Genomic DNA, 26,687 nt, shown 5'->3' on the forward strand with positions numbered 1-26,687 from the left:
CATGCCGGCCGGCACCCCATCGCTCCCCTTGCCTCCACGCGGCCCGCTGCGCGGACGGGAGGCGGGGTTTGCGCTGCTACTGGTGCTCTGGACGCTTGCTTTTCTGGCCCTGATCGGCACGCAGGCCCTGATGCTGGGCCGCGCGTCCCTGAACCTTGAAAGCACGGCACTCTGGAAAGCGCGGCTCCAGACAACGGCAGACGCCGCCATCACGACGGAACTCTACGCCGTCGCCACGGGGCGCACGCGCCCGACGGGCCAATGGTCTTCCAGTCCTGAGGCCACGGAGTTTCAGGTCAGAACGCGCAGTCAGATCCGACGGGACAGGATCAATCCCAACATTGCCAGTCAGCCGCTGATGGCGGCGCTCCTGATGACGCAGGGTTTTCCATCCGATCAGGCCGCCTCTCTGGCAGCCACACTTCTCGGGTGGCGCAGTGAAGGGTTTCATGTGGCGGACAGGGCCTCGGGCTGTGTGTCACAGGGACTGCCGTTTCATGATCTGGATGATCTTTCGGCCGTTCCTGGCATGACGCCCCTGTTGCTTGAGGGGCTGGAGCCGCATCTGTCCTTTGCCCAGCAGGAGTTGCCCGATCTCCACACCGGCGATCCGTCCGTCCGGAAGGCTCTGCTGAAATCCGGGATTTCAAGTGGCGCGGATCAGACTGATCCGAACAGCGAAGGAAACGGCGGCGTCCTTGTTTCCGTGGACGCCTTCGTCTTCCATGGCGCTTTCAGGATGTGGCGTCATGCCGAGGCTGTTATGCTTCCTGATGAACGCCCCATTCCCTGGCGTCTGGTCCGTCTGGAAACCATGACGCCAGACAGCACTCCCTCAGGGATTGCAGATCATTCCTGATCCCGCCTCGCCCCGGCCGTTCGGTCCGTGGGAACAGAGGTCATAGTCATGCCCCTCCCGCTCCGAAGGGGCATGGTAGACATAGGCATGGTTCCAGGGATCGGACGGAACAGCGCCGCCCTTCAGATAAGGACCATTCCAGTTCTCCACCGATGACGGGCGATGGACCAGCGCGTCCAGACCTTCCTCCGTGGAGGGATAATCGCCCGTATCGAGCTTATACATGTCCAGAACCGTACCGATCCGAGCGATCGACTGCTTGACGACGGACTGGCGGGCACCCCCCAGCTGGCGCAGTGCAGCCGGCGCCACAAGCCCGACCAGCAGGCCCAGAATGGCCAGAACCACAAGAATTTCCAGAAGGGTAAAACCGGCATCATCGCGACGCTCGGCACGGGAGACCTGTCTGGGACATGACATTTTGATGACGTACCTTTTTTAACCGTTCGTCAAACGGTACTAAAGCCTCGGACCTTCTCTGCCCAGCGCATGATGGGGGTCACGGTGCTGTCTTCATAATTTCTTCATTCCGGACAGAGTGTCCCGACAGGTCTGCCATGCCCGCTCCCCTTCTGGCCTGCATGCTCGCGGCCGCCATCCGGTACGATCTTCCCCCAAGGGTTCTGCCTGCCATATGGGAAGTCGAACGCGGCGCCATTGGCCTCGTGCATCACAACACGAACGGCTCCGACGATCTGGGGCTGATGCAGATCAACACGCAGTGGGTGGGACTTCTCTCCCAGATCACCCGCATGCCGGCCACCCAGACGGCTGCGCGTCTTGTCTCGGACGGATGCTTCAATATCGCCGCTTCGGCTCTTATCCTGCGAAGTTACCTCAACGAAACGCACGGAGACCTTCTTGAGGCCGTAGGAGATTATCATTCCCACACGCCCCAGCTGAATTCCGCTTATCAGAAGCGGGTTCTCCAGCAGGCCAGGCGCCTGTTTGCGGCTGGAAACAGCCCTCAGGAATGATCTCTGCCTGAACATTCAGGCGCGGGAACCGGGACGCGCCGTTCCTGTCTCTTTGATTGCAATTCAGTGAATATTGACGTGTTTTAACCGGAATTGAGTGTTGGCGGATTTTACGTCAGGTTCCGGTCAGACTGCTCAAATATCTCTTTCTTCAGGCCGAAACGACCATGAGAACTGCAACCGCAGAGGGTGGAAAGTTCGGACAAGAGGGTAAGTAACACCTTGCTCTCTGATCGCAGATTTTCTGATGTGGAGAGCAGCATGTCCACGGTTGACAGTTACAACACAACATTTAGCCCGACGAGCACGGGCGACCTCAACACTTCAGCGACCGGCCAGAACCTGAGCATGGAAACGGCACAGGAAATGGAGCAGGCCCTGATCCAGCTCCTGCAGGAAATGGAAGCCAGCGGCAACGCCTCAGGTACGGGCTCGTCCGACACAGGGTCTTCGACGCCCACACCTGTTGGAAACACGGGCCTGTCCCTGACCGGCAATCTCAGCGACGACATGAAAACGCTGAAGACGCTCGTCGACATGAACGGCACGAACGGCAACACCCTGCAGCAGTACGCTCAGGCTGTTTCGTCGGAAGCCAGCCAGCAGGGTAACGGCCTCGATTCTTCCGTTGCGGGCAATATCGGCCGTAGCCTGTCAGATGGCACCTACGACCAAGGTGGCAGCAGCAATGCCATCAAGCAGGCTCTTCAGGGCAACAGCGTCGATGCGCTGAGCAACAACGTCGACACGATTGCGGACGCCCTGCAGTCCGGCAAGTCCGGATCGGATGAGTTCAACAATCTCAATGCCCTGGCCCGCGAAGCCTCGAACGCCGGCAACAGCAACCTTGCCGATGTCGCGAAGATGCTCGCCAGCGAAATTCAGTCCGGCACGTTCAACAGCAGCTCTGCTGCATCCGAACTGAAGTCCGCACTGGGTTGACGCCCGGCATTCTGCCCGGCGCGCCTTCGGGGCGGCGGGAGAATGCAGAGCGTGTACAGGCGTTCGTTACGAACGTCACGGTTTTCGGGAGTTCATGTGGGCTTCCGGATGGCGCCAGGAGAAAACGGCGCTGTTTTCAGTCACCAACAACGTCATGGAGAATAAAATGAGCGGTTCCATCTCTGCCAGCAGCGACTCAACCATGCAGCAGATCATGCAGGAGTCCGAAGCCATGGAAGACCAGAACCTGCAGAAGCAGGAACAGATGTCTGAAATCTCCAACGCCCAGACATTTGCAAACGACTTTGCCCAGACGATGGAAAGCAACGCGAAGTCCGCCTTCACGAAGGACTGATTTCCGCATCGTCGGACATGGCCTGCATGCCGGGGGCAGACCCCGTCGTGCAGGCCATTTTCCGTTTTTGCCACCAGGAGGATCTGTCCTCCCAAGCCGGGATGCATCATGCTGGTTGTTCAGAACGGATTGCACAGCGATGCCGTCATGACGCTTGGCACGGAGCCTGTCATCATCGGTTCCGGCTCGCAGGCGACCATGGCGCTGCTCGATGAGGGCATCGCAGCGCAGCATGTTTCGATAAAGCCGCAGCCTGAAAGAGCCTTTCTGCTTCAGGCCCTCGCACCGGATGTTGTTGTGAATATGGTGCCTCTCCCGTCTGGCGAGAGCACGATCGTCACAGCCCCTGCGACGCTGCGGCTTGGGACTGTTTCCCTTCATCTGGGTTCTGATGGCACCCTCGCGTCTTCGTCAGAAACGTTTACGCACGCTGCCGAAGATATTCCCGCCACAAAACGGAAAATCAATCCCACCCTCATGGTTGTGGGGGGAATGGCAACAGCCCTGATGCTTGTTGTGATACAGGCGCTGTCGCATTCGGCGACACCCGCACGCAGGGCAGACATGGCCTCCGTGTCCCACACGCCGGATCCGTCAGCAGCCCAGCCCGTCCCACAGTTGGTCAGCGATGCGGAACTGGGCCGTCTCGTCGTGCAAGAGCTGACAAAAAACAATCTTCCCGAACTGAGGGTCAGTGCCTCTTCCGGCGTCATCATCATTGACGGAAGCCTCTCGGCTCAGGAAATGAAGACGTTCCACGAGGTTGAAAAATGGTTCGATGCCTCCTTCGGAACACAGGCCGTATGGGTTTCGAACGTCTCGCCCGCCCCGACCACACCGCCGGTTGATGTGCCCATTCAGGCCGTCTGGACGGGGAAAAATCCCAATATCGTCGTACATTCTCAGCGCTACCGGGTGGGCACTGAAATTGTCACAGGATTGTCGCTTTTCGAGATACGGAAACATACCGTAATAATGCGCAAGGGTTTACGACCTATTAACTTTAATTACTGATCTGCGGCCCCCGCAGATGAGGCGGAGACAGGACAGATGGTTCAGAGAGTCTGGTCCGAAGGGACTGTCCGTCTCGACCGCGCTCTGCAGGACCTGTCGCTCCAGCATGATGACAGTCTGCTGAACGCCGAAGTTGCCGCCCTTCGCCAGACACTGGCGCCTGAGAACGCGCTGTCTGAAACCATCGACCCACCCACCGTTATTGGCGCGGTCTATGCCCATATCATGCCGCATCTCCGTAACCCCGCGGTTCTTCTGCCGTCGCGCAGGCAGGACCTGCTGCGACGGCTGGAAGAACAGGCCTCCTCGCGCTCAAGCTCGGCTCCTGTCGTCCCCGGGGGACTGGAAACGCTCAGACATGAACTCGCGGCTCTGGAGCAGTTGCTCAAGGCGTCCAACAGTCTGATCGGCGGCTGAAATCGTGGAAAGCGATCAACGCGATCTTTTGCTGTCCCTGGCCTATCTCTACATCTGCTGCGGACGGCCCTGGCGGGCTCTGCCCATGTTGCTGCTGGTGCTCGCCCAGCGCACGGGAGACCATGAATGTCTGCGGATGCTGGCGCATGTCTACACCGTCATCCGCCGCAGTGAACTCGCCCTTGTTGTGCTCGACTGTCTCGACAGGCTTGAGACCACTCCCGATGCGGGCAATGCCCTTCTGAGAGCGCGGGCGCTGCATCAGCTTGGTCGGCTCGACGAAGCGCGCACCTGTTTTGCGCACTATACGCGGCACGCTGCGGCATGAAGCATCTCACGCCCTTTTTCCGGGTCATGAGCCAGCGGCAGGATCTGGCCCTCGTTCTGGTGCTGGTCCTGACGATCGGCATGCTCATCATGCCGCTGCCCGCGGCCTTTGCGGATGTGCTGATCGGATGCAATCTCAGCCTGTCGGTCCTGCTTCTGATGGTGGCCGTCTATCTGCGGTCGCCGCTGGATCTGACAGCGCTTCCCGGCATGATCCTCGTCTCGACCGTGTTCCGGCTGGCGCTTGAAGTCACGGTCACGCGGCTGATTCTCACGACGGCGGATGCCGGGGCGATTGTTGAAACGTTCGGCGAATTCGTCATCGGCGGAAACATCGTCGTCGGTCTCGTCGTTTTCGCCATCGTCACCACGGTCCAGTTCATCGTCGTCACAAAAGGCACCGAACGCGTTGCCGAAGTGGGCGCACGCTTTACGCTCGATGCGATGCCTGGCAAGCAGATGAGCATCGACAGCGATCTGCGGTCGGGCGATATCGACGCGATCGAGGCCCGGCGCCGTCGCACGGAACTGGCCAGCGAAAGTGCCCTGCACGGCGCAATGGATGGCGCCCTGAAATTCGTGAAGGGCGATGCGATCGCCGGGCTGATCATCATCGTGGTCAATCTGGTCGGGGGGATCGGCATCGGTGTGGCGCAGCACGGTATGGCGATTGGCCAGGCCATGCAGACCTACACGCTGCTAACGGTTGGCGATGCTCTGATCTCGCAGATTCCGGCCCTTCTGCTGTCCATCACGGCGGCCGTCGTGGTCACACGCGTGGGCGGTCATGGCATGGATCTGGGCCGCGATATGGCGACCCAGCTGACGGCGAACAGCAGCGCCCTGCGCGTGGCGTCGGTCGTTCTTCTGGCGATGGGGCTTATTCCCGGCTTTCCCAAACCCGTCTTCCTCATTCTGGCGGCAATTTTCTTCTGCGGCAGCCGCCCGGACTGGAAGGGCCTGACGAACCGCGTTTTCCGACGCTCCGCCGAACCGCATCCCGGCGCGCAGGACGATGTCTTCTCCGACGCCTCACCGGCGGGACAGGCCAGCACAACCCTTCAGGAAAATTTCACCCCCCTGATGGCGATTACTCTCAGCCAGAAGCTGAACGCCACTCTGGACCAGGGACGTCTGACCCGTCTTCTGGCGCGCGTCAGCATGGAAATCGGCAACGATCTGGGCTTCCAGTTTCCCCCGCCCACCCTCCGTCAGCACGACGGCAGCGGGGAGCTGCGGTTTTCAATTGATCTGGAAGACGTTCCCATCGAGGAGCATGAACTGCGCAGGGATTTTCTACTGCTGCACGACGATCCGGTTCATCTGGACCTTGCCGGGATAGAGGGCGAGGAAGGCGTTGCTCTGCTGACCAATGATCCGTCCCTCTGGGTTCCCTCCGTCAGTGAAGGGCGGCTCCGGGCAGCGGGGATCGGGTTTTACGATCATGCCGGGATCATTGCTTTCCGCTTCCGTGCTGCGTTGCGTCGCCATGCCGGGCGTTTCCTCGGGCTTCAGGAAACGCGGCAGATCGTCCAGCGCGTGGAGGCACAATATGCCGATCTGACGCGCGAGGCCACGAAACTGGTGCCCGTCCAGCGTCTCGCCGAAGTTCTCAGGCGTCTCGTGGAAGAAGACGTGTCGCTGCGCAACATGCGCCTCATTCTGGAAACGCTCGTGGAGTGGGGTGAGACCGAAAACAAGGTGCCGATGCTGGCTGAACATGTCCGCAATGCCCTGTCCCGTCAGATCTGCCACCGTTATGCGACGAACCACAGGGCGATCCCCGCGATCGTTCTGTCGCAGGCAACGGACCAGCTTCTGCGGCAGTCCGTCCGCGAGACGCCTGCCGGCTCGTTTCTGGCGCTGGAAGTGGATGCATCCCAAAAACTTCTGGAGGCCGTCCGCGAGCGTCTGGCCAACGCGCCCGGAAAATCCGGCGCGGAAGCGGAAACCACCAAACCCATCATCGTGTGTTCGGTCGACACGCGACGGTTCGTCAGGGGATTCCTGATCCGGAACGGCTTCGACAACCCCGTTCTTTCGTATCAGGACCTTGCCGACGAATTCCCCGTCCATCCCATCGCGTCCATTGGAACGGACGTGTTCGGGGCCGATGCAGTCATTGCCAGATAGCAATGACGGATCAACGGATTTTGCAGGAGAAACGCACATGAGACTGATGATCATGTCCCCCGATAGCGGGTATGCCGACGGCCTTGCCAAAAACCTTCAGAGCGCCGGTTTCGGCGCGGATGTTTTTACGACACTCGACGATGCAAACGAGGCCCTGACGGCTTCGAATTACAGTCTTGTCCTGCTTGATTCCACAAGTGGCGATGGCGTCTACAGCGTCTGGTGGCAGGCGCGCTGTCGCTGCCGGCGACATGACGGCGACGAATTCCTCGTGCTCATCGCCAATTGTCAGGACGAGCGGATCGCAGCCCTCGAAGCGGGCGCGGATGACAGCGTAACGCGTGATGTGAGCCCGCGCGAACTGGTTGCGCGTGTTCGCACCATCATGCGTCGCCCGCGCATCCGTTCGGCAGAGCAGCACCAGTTCAGCGACCTCACCCTCTGTACCGCCACACGCGAAGTGCGGGTCGGCAATCTCGAGCTCACGCTCCAGCGCCGGGAGACGCTTATCCTGGAATCACTGATGCGCCGCCGTGGTCATGTTGTGCCCCGGGCCGGGCTTGAGCACGACGTCTATGGCGCGCAGGCCGAGTACTGTCCGAATTCCCTTGAGGTGCGTGTCAGCCGGATCCGGCGGCAGCTTGCAAAGGCGCGTTCTCTCGTGACGATCGAATCCGTCCGCGGGGTGGGCTACCGTCTTGCAGCACGGCTCGACAAGGACATGGGGATGGCACAGTCGCAGGAACTCACGGCATGACGAACGGGGACAGTTTTTCAGTATGATTTCAGGCCGTTCAACACATCGCACATGGTTCTGGCGAATTACCCGCACAGGCGCCGCATTGCAGGGATCTTTTCTGCTCATGGGCACGGCCGGCATCGGGCTGGCCACGCAAGACGCAGCCGCGCAGGTACAGGCCGCCCGGCACAGCGGGACCATGACACTGGCTGTCGGAGGAGCGCAGCTGATCCAGCTTCCCCGTGCGGCAGGCAATGTCATGATCGCCGATCCGACGATTATGGACGTGCAGTACACCGATAATGACGGCCTGTTCATCTTCGGCAAAAAGCCCGGCCATACGACGCTCATTGTGCTGGACCAGAGCGGCCAGAAAATGATTTCCGGCGATGTGACGGTAACATTCAACATGGACGCGATGCGCACCATGATTGCAAAGGAAGGCGGCCGGACTGTTCAGGTCCAGATGTCGCCTGAAGGCGTTGTCCTGTCCGGATCCGTTCCGGATGCCAAAGCCGCCGCGCATCTTGAAGCGCTTGCCAGGCAATACGGCGGAAACGGCGCGAAACTCATCAACCGTCTGACAATCAGCGAGCCGGTTCAGGTCAATCTTGTGGTGCGGGTCGCAGAAGTGCAACGGCAGCTCTCGCAGGATCTGGGCTTTAACTGGACAACGGTTTTCAACGGTGTGGGCTCTTTCGCCATCGGTGCCGCAACGGGCGGACTGAGTGGCGTCCCCAGCGCCATCAAGGCCCTGTCGAGCGCAACCAATGCGCTTTCGGGGAGCTATACGAGTGGAGGGTCTTCCGTGACGGGCACACTGGACGCCATGGCGACGGAGGGGCTTGCGACCATGCTGGCGGAGCCCAACCTCACCACCATGTCCGGCGAGACAGCCAAGTTCCTGTCCGGCGGGCAGTTCCCGGTTCCGATCCCGCAGGGTCTGGGTACTGTCGGGATCACCTACAAGAATTATGGTGTCAGCGTCGATTTTACGCCAACGGTCCTGTCTGACGGAACCATCAGCATGCATGTCGCACCGGAAGTCAGCTCCGTTTCCACCGAAGCGTCGGAAGGTGCGTATTCCATTTCCGGCAGCAGCGTTGTTCCCGCCATCCGCACCAACCGGGCCGATACGACCATCCAGCTTGCATCGGGTCAGAGTTTTGCCATTGGCGGCCTGATTTCAAACGACGCCAGTAATACCATCTCCAAGGTGCCGGGGCTGGCGGATATTCCGGTGCTCGGATCGCTGTTTCGCTCCACGTCGTTCCAGCGCAACGAGAGCGAACTGCTGATCGTCGTCACGGCCTATATCGTTCACCCGTCCGATCGTGTCCCGGCGCTGCCGACCGACTATATCCGTCCGACATCCGCCATCGAGGCGCTGCTGCTCCGACGCTCGGCGGCCGCGGCAACGGATGGGCCCGACCCCACACGCATGCCCCATCTTCAGGGTGCGGCCGGGTTTCTTTACGAATGAGACATGCGCTTTCCGCCCTTCTTGCACTGTCGCTGACCGGCTGCACATTCAGCGGCACCCGTTCGTCCGGCTCGCCGCCTCCGCTTCTGCTGGGCGTCAACCAGCATCGCATTCCTCTCGATGCCGCCAACGCAGACAGTGCGCTCGATACCGCGCTCAGCAGGCTGGGCGATCCCAGCGCCGTCCACGCCACGATCAACGGTGCGGACCCGCAGATTACGGCCCTGGTGACGCATGCGCTTGTCCGTGCCGGGGTGGAACCGGCACGGATCCGCGTCGTTCATGATGTGTCGGACACGCTCGTCCTCAGGGCGTATGTCGTAGCCCAACCCGATTGTCGTCAGGCCATCCGACCGTCCTGGACCGGAGACACGTCCGACAGCCTTTATCCCCTTGGACAGTGCCTTCAGGCGGCAGCGCTCGCCGCGGAAATCGCCAATCCGGGAGATCTGCTGGAGCCTGCACATCTGCAACCGGCCAATGGTGCGCGGTTTGGCCGTGTTGTGGAATTGTGGGAGGCGGGGATGGATCGCAATTCGCAGAACAGAACGCCGGCGACGTCGACCTTCCCATCGGCCATGAGCGGTGGCAGCACGGGGGGGAGCACCGGGGGCAGCAGTTCCACACCGACGACCGGAAGCGACAGCCCGGCAGTCCCCTCAGACGCCACGACACAGAGCGATGCGTCTCAGTCCCCCGTTGCGGACGAGGCGGCGTCCACGCCCTGAGCGGCGTGCAGGAGCGTATAGAACCGCATGTTCTGCTGGATCTGTTCGCTGCTGAGGGCGGCAGAACGTGCGGATTGCCGCGCGTCCGACAATTTGCCTTCAAGGGCGTAAACAATCGCCAGATTTCCGTCGATCGTGGAGAGCGAGGCGGCTGACGCCCCGCGCTCGACGGCCTGTGTCCGAAGGGTCAGAAGCTCGGTGCGCGCCTGCTGCGGCTGCCCTCCGAGGGCTTCCGAAAGGGCGAGATCATTGGCGGCGGCGATATTGGCGGGGTCGATCCGCAGCGCATCGCGATAACTCTGGCGCGCGCCCTGTGCATCTCCGGAAATTTCATAGGAAATTCCCAGCGCCACACGCAAAGGAGCGGAATTGGGGTTCTGCTGGATCACGGGGAGGAGAACCCCGATCGCTTCCTGTGAGCGCTGTGCGGTATTGAGCAACTGGGCGAGCAGCAGCGCAAGGCGCACACGCTCGGCAGACGTCGCGTTGGCCTCTGCACCATGAATGGCTTCGATTGCCTCGTTCGTCCGCCCCTGATGCATGAGCGCTTCGGCATAAGGCCCGACATAATCCGGCTGTCCAGGGCGCAGTGCAACGGCCCGGCCGTAAAAGGCTGCGGCGGTGGTCCAGTCTCCGCGTGCGCGTGCGCTGTCGCCGACTTTCATCATGGTCTCGGGGTTTCGCGCCGCCTGCCGCTCCCGCGCGACATCCTGTGCGTTATGCGAAGCGCTTGAAACACAGCCGGCAAGAGGAACCGTCAGCGTGAAAGCAAGGACCACAGCACGTGACGGAAAAGAAACCCGCATGAAAAAACTTTCGTAACGAAGCGCAGACCAGGTTTGGAGGGCGCAATTTACCAAATCTATCAGACACTGACGATTTCAGGACACATCCTGAAATATGGATTTTTTTTGACAGGTGGCAGGAAGCGGGATTTTCGTCAGACTGTTATGGTTACGTGAAAGCGGAACCGCGCTTTGCAAATGTCAAAACCAGATCAGGATAAAGACAGACTGCTCTCTTACAGAATGAAAGCACGCCGATTTGCCCCTCTGTCCCGGTCTTTCAGCATTTCGGTGATGAGCGCAACATTGAGTTATGGAGAGAGCCAGAGATGCCCGGTAGAATCGGATCCAGCGAAATTGAGCCGCATACGCCTGTAACCCACGCGGGCGGCAGCACCTCCACCCCGCAGAGCGAAATTACGGGTTTCAACGAGACCCTTCACAACACGGCGCCCCGACCCACCAGCTCCGTTTATTCGCAGAATTCGGAAATACATCCCACATCGGTCGCGTCCGAGCATGCGCCTGCTGCGCACACCCCTCATACTGAAGCCGACACCGTTACCGCAGAACCAAAAGCAAAGCCTGCCAAATCCAAAAGCGACACGGCGAAGGATTTTGGCGATAAATTCGACAAGATCCTGAAGCCTCTCACGGTCACGCTGGGGTCTACCGCACAGATTGCCAGCCTGATTTCTTTCGGTCAGGCTCAGGAAGCCAGGAACAAGGACTCTTCCAGCAGCTCCAGCGCAACCAGCGCGAAGGACACGGGAACGAGCGGCGACGCTTCGGGAACCGATGCCTCCGGTACGACCGGACAACTGCCGGATCTGGCCCCCATTCCCTCGCAGCAGACGTCCTGAAACCTGCCCGCACTTCTCTTCCCGGTCACAATTTCTGACCGGGAAGAGATTTCATATCCGTTCGTCAAAAATGTCCCGATCTATTTCGAGACTTCCTGAACGGCACTCCCCCGGAAAATCCTGATTGTCCGATGGCCTGCGCCCGGTCCGCTGAGGGACTGGATCGTCTGGCTGATGCGATCGCGCAGATCGGGTGGCCCGAAGACGCTGACGGAACGCCCGCGATCATCGGTGTGGACCGAATAATGGGGCTCGAGCATTTTCTTCGCGTCCACAACCCGCATCAATGCTGCATAAGACACACCACCCAGCGGAAAAGACTGTGTCGTCGTCGCGGATGATGGCGTGACGTGCAGGGTGTTGCCGTCATAGTACCAGTCCAGCCTGTATTCGGCGGACAGCGCATTCAGGAATGCCAGCGGCGTCTCGGCGGTAAAGCCGGAGCGTACATTCCCCTGAATGGACGGGTCCACGACGACGCGCAGGTTCACGTCTTCACAGAACTGGGTCAGGACATCGGGCAAAGTCTGATGGATGACAGTATAGCGTCCCTGATCGGGCAGCGGGAGCGGCTCTGCCCGGACGCTGTGCGGCAGTGCCAGCACCACAGAGCCCAGCACCGCAGAGGCCAGCAGAACGCCGGAAAGAAATCGCCGGTGCGGCATCGCCGTCTTTTCCGAACTGCAATTGGAGTTCTGCTTCATCTTTTCTTCTATAGACCGCGCGCAGAGGCCCGACAATTCTTGCCGGACGCCTGAAGACACTTTCGGACAGCCCGTTTGAAGGTCAGGTTCAGATCAGCTTTCGCCCCTAGGCTTGATCCCGATAGGTCCGGGCCTGTTGCAGGAAATTGTTCGGGGTCGCAGGTATGACAGGCATTACGGGATTGGATGCGACAGCGCTGGCCCAGCGCTCCCTCACCGACCAGACAGGCGGCATGGCCGCAGGAGCGCCTGCGCCCGGCGACGATCAGGTTGCCTTCCTGCAAAGTACACCTGTCCGCCAGACATACGAGACGCAGTCCCTCTCCACGACAGACACACTGGGGGATCAGATCCTGTCCGGGCTGGGGCGGATCAGCAGCGCTTTTTCCACGCTCAATACGCTGGCGCCGACTGTTATTCCCACGACGGGAACGGAACACCTGGCTCTCCCGCAGGGCAGCGTCGGAACAGCGGGACTTTCAGGCGCTTCCAGTGTCGCTTCCGCAGGCAAGACGGATGGAAAAACCGCCCCTTTGAACAGTCTGTTCGAGAAAGTCGAGCAGGAGGGGATTGCGATGTACAACGAGGCCCTGACGCGACAGATGGCATTCACCAACTCCGAATTCGAAACCCATATCATCACCGTGTCGTCACAGAACATGACCTCCACGCTGAAGAGCCTCCTCACACAGGGGGGCTGAGATCATGTTCCGTATCCGGCGTCTGTTTCTCACCCTTCCCGCCCTGCTCCTTCTCCTCTCCCTCACTGCGTGTCAGACCGTGCTCTATACCGAGCTTTCGGAACGCGATGCGATGGAGATGATCGCCATCCTTCTGCAGCATGGGATTTCCGCCACCCGTCTGATCGCCAAGGACGGCAGTTCCACTGTGGAAGTGTCGGAACGGCATGTGGCGGATGCCGTCTCCATCCTGCGCAGCAGTCATTATCCCCGCAACGGATATGACAGCATGGACAAGATCTTCCAGCAGCAGGGCATGATCAGCACTCCCACGGCCGAGCGCGCCAAGCTGTATTACGGCATCAGTCAGGAGCTTGGGCACACGCTCAATGACATTGATGGCGTGATTGATGCGCGTGTTCATATCGCGCCTGCCGCGAGCGATCCGGTGACGGGTGTGGACAAACCGGCGACGGCATCGGTTGTCATCCGGTACGATTCCGGAACGGCTGTGTCGGGACTGCTGCCCAAGATCAAGCTGATGGTCGCCAATGCCGTTCAGGATCTGGCCTATGACCGGGTGTCCGTCATTCTTCTGCCGGTCGCGGTTCCCCATCTTGCGCCGGTTCAGACGGAATGGATGAGTCCGCTCGGCTGGACCGGATGGTTTTTCGCTTTCGCCTTCCCTGCCGGATATGGCGCCAGCCTCCTGTGGCGAAGCTTTCGCAGGAAAGCGGTTCCGACCACGACGGAACTGGCCATCGTGCCGCGTGAGGCTGCGTGAGTACACCACACGGCATGGGCGCGTCTTCTGGGCCAGACTACAGTCAGATGCTGGCGAGTATTCATCCGTCCCATCTGCAACTGCGCCTGCCGATGCTGCAACGTGATACGGTCCAGAAACTCCAGACCTGTTCAAGGCTTTCGAACCGCCTGATTGAGATGCTGGACTGTCAGGACCTGCCGCCGGCTCATCCGCCCCAGGACGCGCTGGAAGCCCTGGCGCTTCAACCCGATGCCGTCCTGCAGAAGGCGGGACGACGTATGGGGGCTGTCGTTCACTGGCGCAGTCTGTCCAAACAGGTGGACCGGCAGGCGATTACGGTCCTTGATGCCGCGTTGGGCGAAGACGTCAGGCTGTTTGGTATCCGTAACGGGGCTCACTGGGCGCAGGCCGGTCTGTCAATCCCGTCCGCAGGAACACCGACCGAACCCGACACGGACCTTCCCGGCCTTGCAAGAGCCGTCACCGACTGCGGCTGGTCCTGCCTGATCCGCTGGCGCGACAGTCTGGCCGGCGATTACGGGCGCTTCGCCACGCTGAAACTGCCCGCGAGGACCCTTCTGCCCGCGGCATCCGGCACGTACGACCCAATCATCCTGAAGGTCGCAGAAGGGATTGCCACGCATGTCTGAGCGGATGTTTTCGCGGATGCGACCCTCCACGACGGTCTTGCGCCCCGAGGAAATGAGCGCCTGGTGCGACGCGTCCCTGGCCTATGACACTGCCATCCGAAACGCCACGATGCTGCTCTGCGCCACGCGGAACGCCTATGATGCGGAATGTCGGCGTGGCTATCAGACCGGGCATGACAAAGCTTCCGCAGAAATGGCGCGTCGTCTTCTCGTGACCGATGAGGCAGTCGCAAAAGTACTCCGGGATCTGGAAACGAGCCTCCCGGCCATTGTGACGGATGTCGTGACGGATCTGTTCGGGCGGCTTGATATCGGGAGCGCTCTTCCAGCCGCCATCAGGCATACGCTGGGGAAAATCCGGCATGGCACGCTCGCCACGCTGCGGGTGGGGTCCGACTGCGCCGACATCCTGCGCCCGGTCGTGGAAGACCTGACGGTCCATAATCCCGGCCTGCGTCTTGAGATCGACCCGATGCTATCGCCCGGACGGTGTGTGCTGGAGAGCGAACTGGGCGTGGCGGAACTGGGCGTGGACGCCCAGCTTGCCGTGCTACGGGAGCATCTCAGCGCACAGTGGATGCAGCATGACTGACATCCCGCTCATGCCGTCCTCGCAGGCTCCGGACGACACGGTTTCCGCGGACGGCCTCATGGATGTCGCGCGTCCGGCTGTGTCTCTCGCCAGTGCGCTGGAAGCGGATTTCGTCCGCCTGCATATGTTTCAGCGGACGGACAACCCGCAACCCGAGCAGGACCTGCCCCCGGAAGACGCGGAACAGGCCCTTTCCCGTCCCGGTCCCGACACACAAGACGCCCGGACCGATCAGTCCGGAGCGTCTCTCATCAAACGCGATACGGTTTCTGAAAACCCGGCCCCGAAAGACATGTCCCGTCTTTCCGGCGCGCCCGTGACGCAGAACCGGCAGGCTGACCCTTTGTCCCGGATGCAGGTGAGCCGCGATCCGTCGCAGACAGCCGATCATGTCATCGCGCGGATGAAAACCCTTCTGCCCATGCTTCGCTCACGGGCGGCGGGGATCGACACACATCCGATGCAGGGACGCGTCGTGAGCGCCACCGGAACCATCATCCGTGCCATTCTGCCGAATGTGGCCGTGGGCGATCTGTGCCGGTTGCAGAACCGCGATCGGGACTGGTCCCTGGATGCCGAGGTAGTGGGGCTGGACGGAAACGAAGTCCTCATGACGCCTATGGGCGGTCTCGAAGGGGTTTCGGCGGACACGGAAGTCGTCACGACCGGAGGGCGACGCAGCTTCCCGGTCGGCGAACGGCTGCTGGGCCGGGTGCTCGATGCACTCGGCACGCCGATTGATGGTCTGGGACCATTGCCAGCCGGACCATCACGCTCCGTCCAGGCTGCACCGCCCCCCGCGATGGAACGTCAGCCGATCGCCCGGCCGCTGCCCGTCGGGCTGCGTGCTCTGGACGGGTTGCTGACCTGTGGCGAAGGGCAGAGGCTCGGGGTGTATGGCGAGGCCGGGGCGGGCAAATCCACGCTGATGTCCGCCATCGTCAAGGGCAGTTCCGCCGATGTCGCAGTCGTGGCGCTGGTGGGCGAACGTGGCCGCGAAGTGCGCGAGTTCGTCGAGCATAATCTGGGGGCGGACGGGCTGAAAAATGCTGTCCTGATCGTCGCCACCTCCGACCGGCCCGCTGCCGAGCGCGTCGTCTGTGCACAGGCTGCCACGACAGTTGCGGAATATTTCCGCGACCAGGGGCTTAAGGTTCTGCTCTTCGTGGACAATGTCACCCGATATGCCCGCGCCCTGCGCGAGATCGGGCTGGCTGCCGGGGAACCGCCCACGCGCCGCGGCTTTCCCCCTTCGGTTTTCGCGGCCCTGCCCCAGCTCATGGAGCGCGCGGGCATGGGCGTAAGGGGGTCGATCACAGCGTTTTATACCGTGCTGGTCGAGGACGGAATGGATGATCCGATTGCTGAAGAAACACGCGGCATTCTGGACGGCCATGTCATTCTGTCGCGCGCACTGGCGGCGGCGGGGCACTATCCGGCGATTGACGTCCTGACCAGCCGGTCGCGCGTGATGTCTCTCGTGACCGATCCCCGTCATCAGGCGGCAGCCACGAAAATCCGGAGCCTGTGGGCGAAATATCAGGAGGTCGAATTTCTGTTACAGGTCGGCGAATACAAGCCCGGCGGTGACGCACTGGCGGATGAGGCGATTGCCAAAATCGGCGCGCTGCGGGGTTTCCTGCGTCAGGGCAACGACGAGCGGACGTCCTTTGCGGAGATGCTGGAATGGCTGAACCGTCTTTGCACCTGAGCCCGCAGGCAGCGAAACAGCTTGTGACGCTGCGCCAGCGCCGTGCCGCAGAGGCGCGGCAGCTTCTGTCGGCGGCAACGTCGCAGGCCGATCAGCGTCTGGCGCGTCTCAACCACGCCAGCCAGATCCTGTCCGACCATCAAACACATCAGCTTCGGGTTCAGACGGAGATCGTCGCACGCGCACAGAATGCGCCGGTCAGCGCCGTGCTCCTGCGTCGGGATCATGATCATATCGAAGAGCTCGCCCGTCACGAAAAGCGCCTGAAAGACGGGATCGCCCAGGCCGAACGGGACGTCGAAAAAGCCCGGCAGCTCGCCGCCGCCACACGTCGCCTCCTGATGCAGTACGAACAGCGCGAAAAACAGGCGCGCGACCTGCTGGAGCGCGTTCTGACCGAACGACGCACGGCGCAGGAGCAGCGCGAGGAGCAGGACATTGCAGAGATCGCCATGATGCGCCAGAGCAGCGCGCGACTCACACGCCTGCGCCAGCGCGGCACGACATCGCGGTTCAGCGTTCCATGACGCTGTCTCTACCGCGCGCGATACATCGCCTTACACCGAGACCGCTGGGCTATGACGCTGCGACGGCAGGTCTGCTCGGGCGGCACGACTTCGTCTTGCCCATGGGCGAAGAGCGGCTTTCGGTGCGCTTTACGCCGCCGGTCGTCGTCACAGGACAGCGGGCCTCAGGGCAGTGGAGTGCGATCAGTTTTCGGATCGGTGACAGGGAGGGGCAATGTGTTCTCCCTCACGAGATCCTTCAAAGGCTGGTTTCGCTGGCGGAGCCGAAGCCTCGCGCCCCGATGGAAGCGCCGGCGGCCCTGCTGCTGCTTGAGATGTTGCTGGATCAGGGCCTGACCGCACTGGAAGCTGCGACAGGCGCGCCGATCCGGTTTACGCGGATCGAACCCGCGCAGCAGGCCCTGCCCCACATACCCGCGCTTGGCGAGATCGGGTTTGAGGCCCGTTTTGGAAATTTGGACAGTTTCTGCGGCCTCGTGCGCCTGCCTTTGGCGCTGATGCCTGTGCTGCACCGTCTGGCACCGCCGCTTGTGCGCCGGTTTCCCGATCCGCCGGTGATGCTGTCGCTGAGGGTTGGCAGCGTTCTGGTCTCGCCCGCAGAACTCATGGCGCTCGGCCCCGGTTTCGGACTGGTCCTGGGAACAGCGGCACAGGTCCGGCACGTCATCGTTGCGGGCGAGGTGCTGGGCGCAGTGGTCCGCCATGACGGCAGCAGGATTGTCTTTGAGGGCGGGTTTGTGCCTCTCGCCCGGATTTGGCCAGCAGATTGGAACAGCATGACTGAAACACACCCCTCCTCCGCGACCAGCCCGCGCCCGGCCACCCCAGTTGAGGCCGAAGCCTCCGCCATCGAACAGCTTCAGATCCCCCTGACTTTTGAACTGGCGCGGATGCCGGTCTCGCTGGCCGAACTGAGGACGATCGGAGAAGGACATGTGATTGATATTGGCGCGCTCACCGAGCGTTCCGTGTCGATCATGGCCAATGGGCGCCGCATTGGTGAAGGTGAACTCGTGGATCTCGGGTCCTCCGTCGCCATCCGGGTGACGCGGATCATCACCGCATGATCGGCTCGACCAATCTCGTCACGGCCCTTGTCCTGACCCTTGGGTTCGGCGTCCTGATCCTCGCGGTCATCACCACCACGTCGTTCGTGAAAATCTCGGTCGTCCTGTTCCTGCTGCGCACCGCGCTCGGCATCCAGCAGTCTCCGCCGAATATCGTGCTCTATGCCATCTCGCTGATCCTCACGCTTTTCATTTCCGCGCCTCTTGGCCACGACATCTACAAGGCGGCCATGGAGAGCGACCAGAAATACGAGACGCTGACGGATTATGTGGATGCCTATGAACGCGTGCAGGCCCCCGTCGCCCAGCATCTGCTCCGCTTCACACAGGCTCCCGAGCGCAATTTCTTCATGAACGCCACCCAGCGCCTGTGGCCCGAGGACATGCGCGACAGCCTGACGCCGGAATCGCTCCCGATCCTTCTCCCCTCCTTCCTGACGGGAGAGCTCAAACGCGCGTTTGAAATCGGCTTCCTGATCTATCTGCCGTTCATTACCATTGACCTCGTCGTCACCACGATTCTGATCGCGATGGGCCTGTCCCAGGTGCAGCCCAACACGATTTCGGTTCCGCTCAAGCTGCTTCTGTTCGTTCTGGCCAGCGGCTGGACACGCCTGCTGCACGGGCTGGTGATGAGCTATGCATAGGCCCTCGAGACGCACACATCTGCGGGAGAACTCTGTCTGTGGATGATGCGGCCCTTACGCAGGAACTCTCTTCCGCGCTTTTCCTGTTCGCCTCGATCGCGGGACCGCCGCTGGCGATTGCGCTGGTGGTCGGGCTTCTGATCGGGCTTCTGCAGGCCGTAACGCAGCTTCAGGACCAGACGATGCCGCTGACCTTCAAGGTCGTCGCAGTCTGCGCGACGCTGGTGCTTATGGCCTCGACACTCTTTCCGCCCCTGCTGGCCTTTACCGAACACGTTCTGACCGATTTTCCGGCCATGACGCGCTTCTGAGCCGTGCCTGCCACTGACGCCCTTGTCGTCCTGCAACAGATGATGCCCTGGCTGAGCTCCATCGCACTGGCGATGAGCCGCCCTGCGGGGGCGGCCATCGTGTTGCCGGTCTTTACACGCATGCAACTTGGCGGCCCCATCACGGGGGCCATTGCTTTCGCGCTGGGTATTCCGGCAACCCCCATGATCCATGCCGGATTGCTCACCGAACCACGATCCCTGATGGCGCTTGGTATGCTCGGGGCCAAGGAAATGGTGATCGGAGTCATCATCGGTTTGCTCATCGGTCTGCCGATCTGGGGCGTGCAATGCGCGGGCGAACTGCTCGACACCCAGCGCAGCGCAACGCAGGGTCAGGCCGAAGATCCGGGGAGCGGCAATCAGGAGTCCACAACCGCCGGTTTTTTTGCCCTTGCCGTCACGACGCTGTTTGTCCTGTCAGGGGGGCTCAATCTTCTGGCCGATACGCTGCTGTCGTCCGAAACGCTCTGGCCTCCGCTCGCTCTGGCGCTGGCGCCGCAGCCGGGGTTCGGCATGGTCCTGCTGGGTCTGCTTGACCGGCTGGAAACCGTGAGCCTTTCCATCGGCGCTCCCGTCATGCTGGCGATGCTGCTGTGTGAGGCGAGCGTCATTCTGCTGATGCGCGCCATCCCGAAACTGCATCTTTATGATCTTGCCCCGAACCTGCGCAATCTGGTCTTCATCCTGATGATGTTCGGCTACTGCGCCTGGCTCGTGTCGTACATGAAGCATGATCTTGTCGCCTCGCGGGATGTTCTTGGCACCATGCACCGGTTACTGAAGCCATGAGCGGTAGCAGCGAGGAAAAATCGCTCCCGGCTTCTGCCAAGAAACTCGCGGATGAACGTCGCAAAGGCCATATCGCCAAGGCTCCGGATCTTCAGTCCGGAGTGGTGACCATCATCCTGATCGTCTGGCTTCTGCTGCGGCGAAACGCGATTGCCGTTCATCTGCAAACGATGATGGATGCGGTCGGAAACGCTCTTGCGATGGATTTCAGATCCGGGGTCGCGAGCGTGGGTCAGGCCCTTAGAACCATCTGCCTCGAAGATGCCCTGACCCCTCTCGCTCTGGCCGTCGTCACGGGAATTCTCGTCAGGCTGCTGACCAATGGCGGGTTTGTTTTCGCACTCGACCCTGTGATGCCGAAATTCGAGAAGATCAATCCGGTTTCGGGGTTCGCAAACCTCTTCAAGGCCCGGACTTTCGTGGATCTGGGGATGTCACTGGTGAAGGTCCTGTTTTTCGGCGGCGCACTGGCGCTTATCATTCATGGTGCGATCGGCGGTCTCGTCCGTGTGCCCGAGGCCGGGATTACTGAACTGCCCCGCATCCTTTCAGCGCTGCTGATGCCGGTTTTCGGTGCCGCCTGTGTTTTCTACATGGTTGCCGGCGTGATCGACCTGCTGATCCAGCGGCAGATGTTCCTCAAGGAAATGCGGATGACGCCCACCGAGGCGAAGAACGAACGCAAGGAAAGCCAGGGCAATCCGCTCATCAAGCGCCAGCAGCGTCGCCTCCAGAGCCAGGCCCGTCGCAATACCGCACCTCTTGGTCCGAAGCAGGCCAGCGTCATGATCTGCGGAGACGGGATTTGCATCGGTCTGCGCTACAAACCGCCCCAGACGCCTCTTCCGCGTATTGTCTGTCGGGCGCATGGAGAACAGGCCGGGATCTATCGCACAATCGCTCAGGAGAGCCGTATTCCTGTCGTCTGGGATTATGAACTTGCGCGAAACCTTGCGGAGAAATTCAAGCCCGGCACAACGATCACGCCTGAATTCTTCCAGCCTGTTGCGCGCATTCTTCAGAATCTTCCGTCGTGACGTCATCTGGACGCAAATCAGGCTGACGTCAGCTTCCCATCGTAAACAGACCGTGCAGAAAAACGCGGCCATGAATCCGTTTGCCATGCCCGCTTTCAGCCGCACGATGAGGACGACATGAGCACTTCAATCACGCCCGACACCCAGAGCCTGATCCAGGAACTGATGGCCGCAATGCAGTCCGGAAGCCTCTCTTCCGGGACCGGAAGCGCGACCGGCGCAGTCCAGAGCAGCGGGACCCAGAATTCGCAGGAAGAGGCCAAACTTGCGGAAGTCTTTCAGGAACTCATGGCCCTGCTGAAGCAGGGAAACCAGGAAGCTTCGACAAGCCCCGGCTCCGATACGGCAAGCCCGGCCATTTCTCCGGCTGCGTCTCCGGCGGCTGGATCTTCGGCCTCTGCGACACCCGCCACAGGATCCACGTCGTCCGCCACTCCGGCTTCAAGCGACACGTCCAGCCCTGCAGCCACAGCCGTGACGTCCAGCACCTCGGGCGTCAGTGCGGGAGACGGTCCCAACACGACCACCATCACAAACACCAGCAATCACGACGAGAAGATCGGCCAGTTTCTTAACGGTGGGTCCACGACCCAGCCCACAGCCGAGATCGACCTCAAACCCGGCCAGACCGGCACGCTGAAATACGAGAATGGCCAGGGCGGCTATGACGCCGAAGCAGACTCGTCCGGCAATTTCCAGTCCACCGCCAGCCGCCTCGAATTCTATGCGGATGCCAAGGGCGTCAATAACGACGATGTCAGCTATATCGACGGACGAAACGCCTCCATCAAGGTTTCTGACGGCAACGGCAAAACCGCAGGCGATAGCCAGAGCATTGCCAGCGACGCCCCCTCCAATGCGGTCACGAAAGACGCAGCTGGCCGTGCGACCGTGACCGGATGGTATGACGGCTCAACGCAGGACATGAAAGACGGTGGCGCCTATATGGAGTCAAAGCTGGGCACCGGGAACGCCTATATCCATCCGGATGATGATCGCAACGCGACCAACTCCAATCCGATGACCATGGCACAGGATACAAGCCAGCATTACACGGCGGACTTCGGAGACGCCTGATCCGGCATCAGACAAAATAGCCATGAGCCGGGGCAATATTGCCCCGGTTCATGGCTTCTGCTTTCAGAACATCAAACCGGAACGCCACCCGGGTGGCGTAAGCTGGCACCTCTCAGGCTTCGCCTGTATTTTTGTGCTGCTGCACAATCGGGTCACCCTGCCCCATGGTGTAAAGATTATAGCCATAATCCGCTGTATCCAGGCCGGTCAGAAGCCCGTTGCCGACTTTCCCGGCAGCACTCTTGAGAATGTCGCCAATGGAGGAAGCACCCTTTTCCGCACTTTCCGCAACACCTTCGGCCGTGCGGGCCGCTGCTTCCGCTCCATCCACTTCGGGCGCGATTTCGGGAACAAAGAGCAGCGCGGCATCGCTGGCGACGCCTTCAAACATTCCGCCAAGATCTTTCAGACCCTGACTTTTGTTTCCCTTGGCGAACTGGTCGATCATACCGACACCGTCCGTCAGCGGAGAGACGACAGAAGACAGGAAATGACCAACCCCCGTCTCGAATTTGTCCCATCCTTTGGCGCCCTTCGTGCTGCCACGATCAATTGTGCCTTCTCCGAATTCCGCCTCGAAATCCGCGGCGTCCTTCTTTGAGACCTTGCCTGCCCCCATCTGTCCGATCTGGCTTCCGAGCGCTGCTGCGTCCGCATCGGAAAACGCCCCCCCGGAGCTGACGGCTTCCTCGCCCGCAACTTCCAGATCCTGCGCCATGGCGTTGCCATTCTTCTTGCTGGCATCGGTGGAAAACTGCTGGGCCAGAGAAGGATCTGTCTGCTCCAGGTCAGACATGGCCTGCTGTGTCGCGGTCGACAAAGCACCACTTCCCGCCTGAAGAACCGTTTCCTTCCCCGGTCCATCAGACGTCGTGGATTTGATGCCCTTTACGATCTGGGCAATCGGAGACGTATCTTCAAGAAATTTGAGGATCGCATGACCGGCACGGGTCTGGCCGCCCTTGATATAGCTTCCCCCCAGAACCTCTTTCGCCTCGGCCCGCTCCTTCTTGTTGATCCGTCCGCCGCCGTTGTTGTTTGCAAGTGACTGGGCACCGGAAATCGCCGCAATTGCCTGACTTTTGGTCAGGTCGCCGTTCTTGTAGGCCTGAAGCTCGTCCTCGACGAGGCTGTTGCCGTTTCCGGACTCTCCCGCAGTCATGATTTTGGAAAACAGGGCCGGATCGCTCTGCTGAAGCGTATCCATGCCCTGTTCCAGATTCTCGTTATAGGCCGCGTTCTTGTCCGATTTTTTTCCCGTCTTGGTACTGTCCGTGCCAGCCTGCTCCAGTTCAGTACCAGCAACCTGCCCCCCGGATGCCGTGCCTCCCGCCGCAATAGTCCCAGTCAGCATATCCACACTCCATCAAGACAGAGAAAAATCATTCTGTCCCGGACGCTAAAAGCAGATGCTGACGTCAACCTGTCTGTACGGAACGATAGCTGGAGAAGTGCATCAAAATCCTCCGCTACATCCCCCCTTTCCGGCGCTGATATTTCCAGAATAATGCGCGGCTATCCTGGCAAAGAGGGAAGAGAGCCTGGCTCCGGTCATACTCAATCCTGTTTGCCACGATAGCGAAGCCTGTCGATCAGAAGGGACAGGGCCGGCGTATGCTTCCGGCTGGGATAATACAGATGATAGCCGGAAAACATTGGGCACCATTCTTCCAGCACGCGTATCAGCCTCTTGGCCTTGATATGTGATGCCACAGCATCTTCGGGGAGATAGGCTATTCCCAAACCATCAAGGGCAGACTGCACACGAAGCGCCAGAGTGTTGAACACAAGCTGTCCTTCAACGCGTACATTCACTTCCTGCCCGTCTTTTTCCAGATCCCACGGGAAAATGCCTCCATACGTGGGCAGCCGAACATTGATGCAGTTATGCTCCATCAGATCATGAGGGGACTGCGGCAATGAACGGTTTTTGAAATATTTCGGAGACCCAACAACAGCCATTCGCATATCAGGACCGATCCGGACCGCCACCATATCCTTTGCGACCTGTCTGCCCATCCGGACACCTGCATCATATCCCTGAGCCACGATATCCGTCAGGCCGTAATCAACAACCAGTTCGACACTGACATCCGGATGATCCGGCAAGAAGCGCTTCAAAGCCGGCTGAAGGATGGAAAGAGCAGGATGTTCTCCGGCCGTGATTCGCACCTTACCGGCAGGTTTATCCCGCAAAGCACTTAAATCGGCCAGTTGCGCCTCTATTTCTCTGAATCTTGGCCCAATCGTTTGAAACAGGCGCTCACCCGCCTCGGTCGGCGCAACGCTGCGGGTGGTACGCGTGAGCAGGCGCAATCCCAGCCGCTCTTCAAGGCCCCGGATAGTCTGACTGAGCGCTGACTGGGACACCCCCATTTTAGCGGCTGCCCGGGTGAAGCTCCGCTCCTGCGCCACGGCGGCAAAGGCTGCCAGGTCATTGAAGTTCTCATGCGGCATTGATTAGCTCTTCTAATAACTACATCCGCTTTATAGCGCCTAATCGCCAGTCACAAGATCAGATAGCTTCTATCTTATCTTCTATAAGGCATGCCCCTTCAGCACCTGAATGGTCCGTAGTGACAGTCTTCGCGGATGGAGGAATAAAATGACCACATGGCTTATCACCGGATGCTCCAGCGGGTTGGGGAAAGATCTGGCACAGGCCGTGCTCAGACGCGGCCATAATGCCGTCATTACCGCCCGCAACTCCGACAGTCTGAAAGATCTTGTCGAAACCTACCCCGGCAAAGCCCTGGCCCAGACACTCGATGTGACGAACACGGATCAGATTGCGAAGGCCGTACAGAGCGCTGAAACGCAATTCGGCGGAATCGACATACTGGTGAACAACGCAGGTTATGGTTACCGCGCCGCCATAGAGGAAGGTGAGGAAGTCGATGTCGCGGCCCTGTTCGCCACCAATGTCTTCGGGCCGGTTTCTGTCATGAAAGCTGTCCTTCCCGGCATGCGTCAGCGCCGCGCCGGAACAATCGTAAACGTCTCTTCTGTCGCGCCCCGCATCGCGAGCCCGGGATCAGGCTACTACTCGGCCAGCAAACTGGCGCTCGAAGGAATTTCGGCCACACTCCGCAAAGAGGTCGCCCCCCTAGGCATCAGGGTCATGGTCGTACAGCCAGGGGCGTTCCGTACGGATTTTGCGGGTCGTTCCCTTCATGGCTCGAAAACAGTCATCGCAGATTATGATTCAACGGTCGGCCTCCGCCGCAAGACGGCCGATAAAACCAGCGGCAAAGAAACAGGCGATCCCATCAAAGCTGCTCAGGTTCTGATTGATGTCATCAGCGGGGATAAACTGCCGGATAGTCTTCTCCTTGGCAGTGACGCCGTGAGATGGGCCACGGATGCCATCAAGGCCGACCTTCAGGAAATTGAAGAGTGGAAAACCGTCAGTACAAGCACGGATTGCTCCTGACCTCCCCCCAGATTCGTAACCATGAAATCAGGATAAATGACAATGAGATACCGGACATTAGGAAAAGACCTCACAGTCTCCGCACTTGGCCTGGGCTGCATGGGAATGACCGGCGTTTATGGGGAAGCAGCGGATCGTTCCGCCATGATCAAACTGATCCACGATGCTTTTGATCGCGGCGTGACGTTTTTTGATACTGCCGAAGCCTACGGGCCGTTCACCAATGAAGAACTGGTCGGCGAAGCGCTTGAACCGATCCGCGACAAGGTCGTGATCGCCACCAAATTCGGTTTTGATATCAACCAGCAAACCGGCGAACGCTCCGGCGGTGTCAACAGCCGGCCGGAGCATATCCGCGTGGTGGCTGAAGCGGCACTCAAACGCCTGAAAACCGACCGGATTGATCTGTTCTATCAGCACCGCGTTGATCCCGATGTCCCGATTGAAGACGTCGCGGGCACAATCAAGGAGCTTGTCTGGGAAGGAAAAATCAAACATTTCGGCCTGTCCGAAGCCAGCGTACAGACGATCCGCCGTGCCCATGCCGTTCATCCCGTGACAGCGGTGCAAAGCGAATATTCCCTGTTCTGGCGCGAGCCGGAGAAAGAGCTTCTCCCGGCACTTGAGGAACTTGGGATCGGTTTTGTGCCTTTCAGCCCTCTGGGGGCAGGCTTTCTGACCGGTCAGATCACGATGGACACAAAGTTTCCAGAAGGAGACTTCCGCAACTTCGTTCCGCGCTTTTCACCGGAAGCCCGCAAAGCCAATCTGGCTCTCGTGGATGTTGTGAAAGATGTTGCAAGCCGTAAAGAGACAACGCCGGCACAGGTCGCACTTGCCTGGCTGCTGGCGCAAAAGCCATGGATTGCGCCAATACCCGGCACGACCAAACTCTCACGCCTTGAAGAAAATCTCGGCGCGGTCGATCTTGTTCTTACACCTGCCGATATTCAGGAAATTGATGATGCAACCGCTAGGATGATCGTTCAGGGCGACAGACTACCTGAAGCCGTCCTGAAAATGACCGGTCTATGATAGACGCTTTGCGAATGA

General features: G+C 60.3%; 31 protein-coding genes. 26 read left to right on the forward strand and 5 right to left on the reverse strand.

All coding sequences use genetic code 11. The features are described 5' to 3' along the window. Window position 1: 1 nt before the first annotated feature. Window positions 2–859 (forward strand): type II secretion system protein GspK, encoded by an 858-nt coding sequence (locus A0U94_RS10245; RefSeq protein WP_244177991.1) that lies wholly within the window; start codon window positions 2–4, stop codon window positions 857–859. On the opposite strand, the gene gspG is transcribed toward A0U94_RS10245, so the two are convergent. Continuing rightward, a complete protein-coding gene (gspG, locus tag A0U94_RS10250; protein ID WP_062029762.1) occupies window positions 836–1,279 on the reverse strand; it encodes a type II secretion system major pseudopilin GspG in 444 nt (147 codons plus the stop codon). The genes A0U94_RS10245 and gspG overlap by 24 nt on opposite strands. A 137-nt stretch (window positions 1,280–1,416) precedes the next feature. Here gspG and A0U94_RS10255 point away from each other — a divergent pair, with 137 nt between their 5' ends. The 10 genes from A0U94_RS10255 to A0U94_RS10300 all read left to right on the forward strand — a co-directional run bounded on the left by A0U94_RS10255 (window position 1,417) and on the right by A0U94_RS10300 (window position 9,974). Then, a complete protein-coding gene (locus A0U94_RS10255) occupies window positions 1,417–1,836 on the forward strand; it encodes a lytic transglycosylase domain-containing protein (RefSeq protein WP_062029764.1) in 420 nt (139 codons plus the stop codon). Window positions 1,837–2,097: 261 nt separating this feature from the next. Next, window positions 2,098–2,778, forward strand: coding sequence for a hypothetical protein (locus A0U94_RS10260; protein WP_077803304.1), 681 nt, complete (start codon window positions 2,098–2,100; stop codon window positions 2,776–2,778). Between the two features lie 166 nt (window positions 2,779–2,944). After that, window positions 2,945–3,133 carry a hypothetical protein gene (locus A0U94_RS10265; RefSeq protein ID WP_141306867.1) on the forward strand — a complete coding sequence of 63 codons (189 nt, stop codon included), beginning with the start codon at window positions 2,945–2,947 and terminating at the stop codon, window positions 3,131–3,133. Between the two features lie 108 nt (window positions 3,134–3,241). After that, window positions 3,242–4,147 (forward strand): SctD/MshK family protein, encoded by a 906-nt coding sequence (locus tag A0U94_RS10270; RefSeq protein ID WP_077803305.1) that lies wholly within the window; start codon window positions 3,242–3,244, stop codon window positions 4,145–4,147. Window positions 4,148–4,183: 36 nt separating this feature from the next. Beyond that, window positions 4,184–4,564, forward strand: coding sequence for a hypothetical protein (locus tag A0U94_RS10275; RefSeq protein ID WP_062508269.1), 381 nt, complete (start codon window positions 4,184–4,186; stop codon window positions 4,562–4,564). Between the two features lie 4 nt (window positions 4,565–4,568). Then, complete coding sequence (locus A0U94_RS10280) at window positions 4,569–4,892, forward strand: hypothetical protein (protein WP_062029774.1); 324 nt, start codon at window positions 4,569–4,571, stop codon at window positions 4,890–4,892. Then, window positions 4,889–7,024, forward strand: coding sequence for a type III secretion system export apparatus subunit SctV (gene sctV / locus A0U94_RS10285; RefSeq protein WP_077803306.1), 2,136 nt, complete (start codon window positions 4,889–4,891; stop codon window positions 7,022–7,024). Before A0U94_RS10280 ends, sctV begins: the two co-directional genes overlap by 4 nt. Before the next feature lie 37 nt (window positions 7,025–7,061). Next, entirely contained in the window at window positions 7,062–7,781 is a 720-nt protein-coding gene (locus A0U94_RS10290) for a winged helix-turn-helix domain-containing protein (RefSeq protein WP_062029778.1), read from the forward strand. Between the two features lie 22 nt (window positions 7,782–7,803). Beyond that, entirely contained in the window at window positions 7,804–9,246 is a 1,443-nt protein-coding gene (locus A0U94_RS10295; RefSeq protein ID WP_077803308.1) for a type II and III secretion system protein family protein, read from the forward strand. Then, complete coding sequence (locus A0U94_RS10300; protein ID WP_077803309.1) at window positions 9,243–9,974, forward strand: hypothetical protein; 732 nt, start codon at window positions 9,243–9,245, stop codon at window positions 9,972–9,974. The genes A0U94_RS10295 and A0U94_RS10300 overlap by 4 nt, the downstream gene beginning before the upstream one ends. Here the strand turns inward: A0U94_RS10300 and A0U94_RS10305 are convergent. Continuing rightward, complete coding sequence (locus A0U94_RS10305) at window positions 9,935–10,780, reverse strand: tetratricopeptide repeat protein (RefSeq protein ID WP_077803310.1); 846 nt, start codon at window positions 10,778–10,780, stop codon at window positions 9,935–9,937. The two genes, A0U94_RS10300 and A0U94_RS10305, sit on opposite strands and share 40 nt — an antisense overlap. A 308-nt stretch (window positions 10,781–11,088) precedes the next feature. On the opposite strand from A0U94_RS10305, the gene A0U94_RS10310 reads away from it, so the two are divergent. Beyond that, window positions 11,089–11,622: a hypothetical protein gene (locus tag A0U94_RS10310; RefSeq protein WP_062029786.1), complete on the forward strand. Its 534-nt coding sequence runs from the start codon at window positions 11,089–11,091 to the stop codon at window positions 11,620–11,622. 80 nt (window positions 11,623–11,702) lie between these two features. Here A0U94_RS10310 and A0U94_RS10315 read toward each other — a convergent pair whose 3' ends face one another. Further along, window positions 11,703–12,326, reverse strand: a complete 624-nt coding sequence (locus A0U94_RS10315) for a hypothetical protein (RefSeq protein ID WP_062108708.1) — start codon at window positions 12,324–12,326, stop codon at window positions 11,703–11,705. A gap of 164 nt (window positions 12,327–12,490) precedes the next feature. Between A0U94_RS10315 and A0U94_RS10320 the strand changes: the two genes are divergently transcribed. The 12 genes from A0U94_RS10320 (at window position 12,491) to A0U94_RS10375 (ending at window position 22,201) form a co-directional block, all read left to right on the forward strand. Next, complete coding sequence (locus A0U94_RS10320) at window positions 12,491–13,027, forward strand: hypothetical protein (RefSeq protein WP_062029790.1); 537 nt, start codon at window positions 12,491–12,493, stop codon at window positions 13,025–13,027. A 4-nt stretch (window positions 13,028–13,031) separates the two neighbouring features. Further along, window positions 13,032–13,790 (forward strand): type III secretion system inner membrane ring lipoprotein SctJ, encoded by a 759-nt coding sequence (sctJ, locus tag A0U94_RS10325; protein WP_077803311.1) that lies wholly within the window; start codon window positions 13,032–13,034, stop codon window positions 13,788–13,790. Continuing rightward, entirely contained in the window at window positions 13,787–14,422 is a 636-nt protein-coding gene (locus tag A0U94_RS10330; protein WP_149026749.1) for a hypothetical protein, read from the forward strand. The genes sctJ and A0U94_RS10330 overlap by 4 nt, the downstream gene beginning before the upstream one ends. Next, window positions 14,415–15,014: a hypothetical protein gene (locus A0U94_RS10335; protein ID WP_077803313.1), complete on the forward strand. Its 600-nt coding sequence runs from the start codon at window positions 14,415–14,417 to the stop codon at window positions 15,012–15,014. The genes A0U94_RS10330 and A0U94_RS10335 overlap by 8 nt, the downstream gene beginning before the upstream one ends. After that, a complete protein-coding gene (locus A0U94_RS10340) occupies window positions 15,007–16,725 on the forward strand; it encodes a FliI/YscN family ATPase (RefSeq protein ID WP_244177992.1) in 1,719 nt (572 codons plus the stop codon). The genes A0U94_RS10335 and A0U94_RS10340 overlap by 8 nt, the downstream gene beginning before the upstream one ends. Next, on the forward strand, window positions 16,701–17,252 hold the full coding sequence (locus A0U94_RS10345; RefSeq protein ID WP_149026751.1) for a hypothetical protein: 552 nt from the start codon (window positions 16,701–16,703) through the stop codon (window positions 17,250–17,252). Before A0U94_RS10340 ends, A0U94_RS10345 begins: the two co-directional genes overlap by 25 nt. Further along, window positions 17,249–18,319 (forward strand): FliM/FliN family flagellar motor switch protein, encoded by a 1,071-nt coding sequence (locus tag A0U94_RS10350; protein ID WP_077803315.1) that lies wholly within the window; start codon window positions 17,249–17,251, stop codon window positions 18,317–18,319. Before A0U94_RS10345 ends, A0U94_RS10350 begins: the two co-directional genes overlap by 4 nt. Beyond that, complete coding sequence (gene sctR / locus A0U94_RS10355; protein WP_062029803.1) at window positions 18,316–18,966, forward strand: type III secretion system export apparatus subunit SctR; 651 nt, start codon at window positions 18,316–18,318, stop codon at window positions 18,964–18,966. The genes A0U94_RS10350 and sctR overlap by 4 nt, the downstream gene beginning before the upstream one ends. 38 nt (window positions 18,967–19,004) lie before the next feature. Then, complete coding sequence (locus A0U94_RS10360) at window positions 19,005–19,277, forward strand: EscS/YscS/HrcS family type III secretion system export apparatus protein (protein ID WP_062029805.1); 273 nt, start codon at window positions 19,005–19,007, stop codon at window positions 19,275–19,277. A gap of 3 nt (window positions 19,278–19,280) precedes the next feature. After that, the gene (gene sctT / locus A0U94_RS10365) at window positions 19,281–20,087 is read left to right on the forward strand and encodes a type III secretion system export apparatus subunit SctT (RefSeq protein ID WP_077803316.1); all 807 of its coding nucleotides are present in this window, start codon (window positions 19,281–19,283) and stop codon (window positions 20,085–20,087) included. Continuing rightward, window positions 20,084–21,124, forward strand: a complete 1,041-nt coding sequence (locus tag A0U94_RS10370) for an EscU/YscU/HrcU family type III secretion system export apparatus switch protein (RefSeq protein WP_077803317.1) — start codon at window positions 20,084–20,086, stop codon at window positions 21,122–21,124. Before sctT ends, A0U94_RS10370 begins: the two co-directional genes overlap by 4 nt. 117 nt (window positions 21,125–21,241) lie before the next feature. Beyond that, window positions 21,242–22,201: a hypothetical protein gene (locus A0U94_RS10375; protein WP_077803318.1), complete on the forward strand. Its 960-nt coding sequence runs from the start codon at window positions 21,242–21,244 to the stop codon at window positions 22,199–22,201. Window positions 22,202–22,313: 112 nt separating this feature from the next. Here A0U94_RS10375 and A0U94_RS10380 read toward each other — a convergent pair whose 3' ends face one another. Then, complete coding sequence (locus tag A0U94_RS10380; protein WP_077803319.1) at window positions 22,314–23,555, reverse strand: hypothetical protein; 1,242 nt, start codon at window positions 23,553–23,555, stop codon at window positions 22,314–22,316. 203 nt (window positions 23,556–23,758) lie between these two features. Continuing rightward, window positions 23,759–24,658, reverse strand: a complete 900-nt coding sequence (locus tag A0U94_RS10385) for a LysR family transcriptional regulator (RefSeq protein WP_077803320.1) — start codon at window positions 24,656–24,658, stop codon at window positions 23,759–23,761. Window positions 24,659–24,806: 148 nt separating this feature from the next. On the opposite strand from A0U94_RS10385, the gene A0U94_RS10390 reads away from it, so the two are divergent. Beyond that, a complete protein-coding gene (locus tag A0U94_RS10390; RefSeq protein WP_077803321.1) occupies window positions 24,807–25,634 on the forward strand; it encodes an oxidoreductase in 828 nt (275 codons plus the stop codon). A 42-nt stretch (window positions 25,635–25,676) separates the two neighbouring features. Then, complete coding sequence (locus A0U94_RS10395) at window positions 25,677–26,669, forward strand: aldo/keto reductase (RefSeq protein ID WP_077803322.1); 993 nt, start codon at window positions 25,677–25,679, stop codon at window positions 26,667–26,669. The last annotated feature ends 18 nt before the right edge of the window (window positions 26,670–26,687 follow it).

Origin of the sequence: Gluconobacter albidus (genome assembly GCF_002005485.1) — a bacterium.
Taxonomy (GTDB): domain Bacteria; phylum Pseudomonadota; class Alphaproteobacteria; order Acetobacterales; family Acetobacteraceae; genus Gluconobacter; species Gluconobacter albidus.